The organism is Aeromonas sp. D3 (genome assembly GCF_027705025.1).
GTDB lineage: Bacteria > Pseudomonadota > Gammaproteobacteria > Enterobacterales > Aeromonadaceae > Aeromonas > Aeromonas salmonicida.
On the sequence record NZ_JAPDBE010000081.1, the window covers coordinates 1 to 4,210 of the forward strand.

The 4,210-nt window shown below is 59.6% G+C and carries 1 protein-coding gene and 1 tRNA gene; one reads left to right on the forward strand and one right to left on the reverse strand.

Annotated features, from left to right (window positions below):
- Position 1: 1 nt before the first annotated feature.
- A tRNA-Gly gene (locus OKC28_RS22755) sits at positions 2–77 on the reverse strand.
- Between the two features lie 248 nt (positions 78–325).
- Here OKC28_RS22755 and OKC28_RS22760 point away from each other — a divergent pair.
- Positions 326–3,763, forward strand: a complete 3,438-nt coding sequence (locus tag OKC28_RS22760) for a hybrid sensor histidine kinase/response regulator (RefSeq protein ID WP_270691147.1) — start codon at positions 326–328, stop codon at positions 3,761–3,763.
- The last annotated feature ends 447 nt before the right edge of the window (positions 3,764–4,210 follow it).

Here is a 4,210-nt window from a genome sequence, read left to right on the forward strand (position 1 = left end):
TTGGAGCGGGAAACGAGACTCGAACTCGCGACCCCGACCTTGGCAAGGTCGTGCTCTACCAACTGAGCTATTCCCGCCTGACTGCCGTGTGCCAGTTACCTGACAACGAGGCGCATTATACGTACCCCGAGCGCGGGCACAACCCTTTTTTCGCACTTTTAGCCCTTGCCCGTACTGTTTGCTCAGGGTTTAGACGGCTTGACCAAAAAAACCACATCAGGCTGTGACCCCACAGGCGAATTTAAGATAAAGTCATTGAAATGATTAGTCTTTAGTCAGAGACTTGTGCCGCTTAGTAACTGGATTCTCAATTGAAAATCACACGATGAAATGGATCTTCAAGCCTCGTGGGCTCAGGCCGCAGCTAATGCTGGCTTTTTTCATGTTGGGTCTGGTGCCCTTCCTGGTCGTCACCCTGTTCTTCCTCTACAGCCACGGCAAAGATCTCACCACCCAGACGTCCAACCACCTGGTTTCCGTTCGCAACATCAAGAAGAGCCAGCTGGAGGATTACTTCGGCAACCTCAAAGAACAGATCATCAACTTCTCCCAGCAGGATTTTGCCGGCAACAGTATCGGTCGCTTCTACGGCTTTACCGGTGCGTTCGAGAAGCTCGGCACCACGCCGCAGGAGGCCCGCGCACGCGCCCAGGCACGCTACGTTCCCGGCTCCTGGGACAAGCTGCAAAAACCCGAGCCCAAAGTCGAGATCGAACCGGCCATCAGTGCCCTGATCCTGGCAGACGAGATGTATGGCCGGGTGCACCAGCGCTTTCATCGCGGCTATGCCGACATGGTGCGCAAATCCAATTACAGCGACATCTTCCTCATCGATCTCAACGGCGACGTTGTCTATTCAGTCACCAAGCGCCCCAACTTTGCCACCAACCTGCTCTCCGGACCCTATCAGGCCAGCGGCCTTGGCAGCACCTTCGCCAAGATCAAGCGCCGCCTCGACGGCGGCCAGAAACCGCAGCAGATCTTCGAATTCACCGACTTTGGCCGCAACGAGCTGACCGGTCAGGTGGTCGCCTACATGGCTGCCCCCGTCATGCAGTACGACTATGTGCGCGGCGTGGTGATCTTCGAACTGCTGCCGGACAAGCTCAACCAGATCATGGCCGAGCGGGAGGGGCTGGGAGAAACTGGCGAGACCATCCTCATAGGGCCGGACAAGCGGATGCGTGCCAATGCCTGGCTGGCGCCGGAATTCAGTGTCGAGAACAGCTTCAGCCCCAATTTCAGGCCCTTGCAGACCCCATTGGTGGTCAAGGCCCTCTCCGGTGAACAGGGTGTCGGGCTGTTTCGCTCCTATCACGATGACGATGTGCTGGCCGCTTATACCCAGGTGAAGGTGTTCGACACCGAGTGGGCCTTCATCGCCGAGATCTCCACCAGCGAGGCCTATCGCCCCATCCGTCAGCTGGAAACGCTGGTGATCCTGCTGGGAGCCGGATCCTTGCTGCTGCTGATCCTGTTTTCCCGCTGGCTCTCCCACTCCATCACGGCCCCGTTGCGATCCCTCACCGCCGCCGCCGAGCAGGTGGCCGATGGCGCCCTGGATCACCCCATCACAATCCCTCGCACCGACGATGACATAGACAGGCTGGCTCAGGCGTTTCGCCACATGCAGCGCTCGGTGAAAGACAAGATTGAGCTTATCGAGCGCCAGACCCAGGAGCTGCAACAGCAGGTCAAACTGACCCACAAGCAGAACCTCAGTCTGCAACAGGCGGACAAGCTCAAAGATGAGCTGCTGGCCAACACCTCCCACGAGCTGCGCACTCCCATCCATGGCATCAAGGGGATGGCGGAGTCCATGCTCGCCAGCCAGCAGGACTTGACCGAGGGGCAGCAAAATCAGCTCGGCCTCATCATCAAGAGCGCCGACGGTCTGGCCCGGCTGGTGGACGACCTGCTCGACTACCATCAGATGCGCTACGGCCAGCTGGAGATCCATCCCCAGCCCGTCGCCTCCAAGGGGGTCATACGGCTGGTGCTGGATCTCTGTCAGCACCTGGTGCAGGCCAAGCCCCTCACCCTGGTGGACATAAGCCCGGCTGAACTGCCGCCGGTACTGGCCGACGAGCAGCGCCTCGAACAGGTGCTCTACAACCTGGTGGGCAACGCCATCAAGTACACGCCCCAGGGCAAGGTCGTGCTGAGCGCACTGGTGGAGGGCAACTTCCTGCGCATCAAGGTGACCGACACCGGCATCGGGATTGCCAAAGAGCATCTGGAGCACATCTTCGAACCACTAGTTCAGATGAGCCCCGAGGTGAGCAAGCAGGGGGCCGGCCTCGGCCTCTCCATCACCCGCCAGCTGGTACACCTGATGGGAGGCGAGCTCTTCGTGGAGAGCGAGCCGAGCGTCGGTTCAACCTTCGCCTTCACCCTGCCGCTCGCCAGCGGCAAGGCGGGCAACCTGACCCTGGACAGCCGCCAGATTGAACACCAGCTGGTGCGCCAGCAGCCGCTCATCTTGCCGGACTGGGAGAGCGATGATCTGCCGCCTCCGCCCCATGATGCGCCTCTCATACTGGTGGTGGATGACGAGCCCATCAATCTGCATATCCTGCGCCATCTGCTGCAACCCTGCGGTTACCGCATCCTGCCCAGCAGCGATGGCCACGACGCCCTGGCCAAGCTGGCCCAGGAGCCGGTCGACCTGATCCTGCTCGATGTCATGATGCCGACCCTCTCGGGTTTTGATGTCTGCCGCCGCCTGCGCGAGCAGCACCCGAAAGACAAGCTGCCGGTGCTGCTGCTCACCGCCCTCAACCAGCCAAAGGATATAGAAGAGGGATTCAACGCCGGGGCCAACGATTACCTGGTCAAACCTTTCTGCAAGGAGGAGCTGTTTGCCCGGGTCAGGGCCCTGCTGGAAGCGAGTGCGGGCCGCGCCTCCCTGGTGGAGAACCGCCTGCTCAAGCAGGAGATAGAGCATCGCCTCACCCTGCAGGAGCAACTGCATCAGGATCAGGAGCGGCTGCTGGCACTGCTTGGGGAAGGGGCCGATCCCATTGTCTTCATCGATGAGCAGGGCACTGTGCTGTTTGCCTCCCGGGTGCTGGCCCGCTTGCTGGGTCAGGAGCCGGAAGCCATGGAGGGCCAGCCTCTGGATGAGTGGCTGGCCCTCCCGCTGGCAACCCAGTGGCCCGACCTGAAGGCGCAGCAGGAACAGCGACTGGCGTTTCTGGTGGCAGGCCAGCAGGACGAGCTCAATGCCCGCGCCTTCTCCATCAGCCTGGGGGGGCAGGCCGCCTTCGCCCTCACCCTCAGCACTGAGCTGCGCCAGGACGAGAACCGGGTGATGGCTCTGGAAAACGCCCTCAAGAGCCTGTCACGTCAGGCCATCATAGAGGATGGTCAGCTGCTGGGTGAACTGAGCCGGTTGGGGGGAGAGTTCCGATCGCTCGCCGACGATCTCATTCGCCAGCAGGATGACGAACCCCTGCGCCGGGCCCTGGTGGACACCATGCGTCTCACCCTGGATGCCTGGCAGCAGAGCACCGGCAAGGGCAAGATAGTGCTGGCGGAGAAGAGCAAGCTTTGGCGCGTCTACATGGACAGATCCAGCCCCCAGACCCGTACCCTCGATAAATACCTGAGCCTGGATACTCTGCCCAAGGCACCGCGCTGGAAGACGGTCGTCGCCACCGCCGAGTATGTGCTGGCCCACAGTCCGCTGAGCGATCCCCTGCGCCAGCAGTTGCACCACAGCGCCCAGACCCTGCGTCAACTCGCCAACCGCAAATCCTGATCCCCCCCGAACTGCGCCCTGGCTCACACTTGCCGGGGCGGTTTTTTTTTGTGCAGAATTAAGCGGGTAAAACGCGTCAAAACAAGAGCCGATCCAATTCACACAATTGTCATGAATGGCCTGAAGACAGGGACTTATTACGCCAAAGCAAATAACATAACCATATGATTTAAAATGGGTTAAAAACCATTTTGACGATATTGACGTCGGGGCTGTGATTTTTACGATATCGACGAACGGAACAGTTGTTGTTTTCCTGTTAACTCTGCTTTGCTAGGGACGTTGGAAAACAGAACGACAAAGGTTAGACACCTGACCAACACAGAGGGCCGACCTCCCCAGCATGCGAAGTCGGTGCTCACACAAAACAAGGGAAGGTGCGAACAAGTCCCTGATATGAGATCATGTTTGTCATCTGGAGCCATGGAACAGGGTTCATCATGAGTC

Coding starts and splice junctions, on each gene's coding strand:
- OKC28_RS22760 (WP_270691147.1), top strand. CDS start 326: ATGAAATGGATCTTCAAGCCTCGTGGGCTCAGGCCGCAGCTAATGCTG.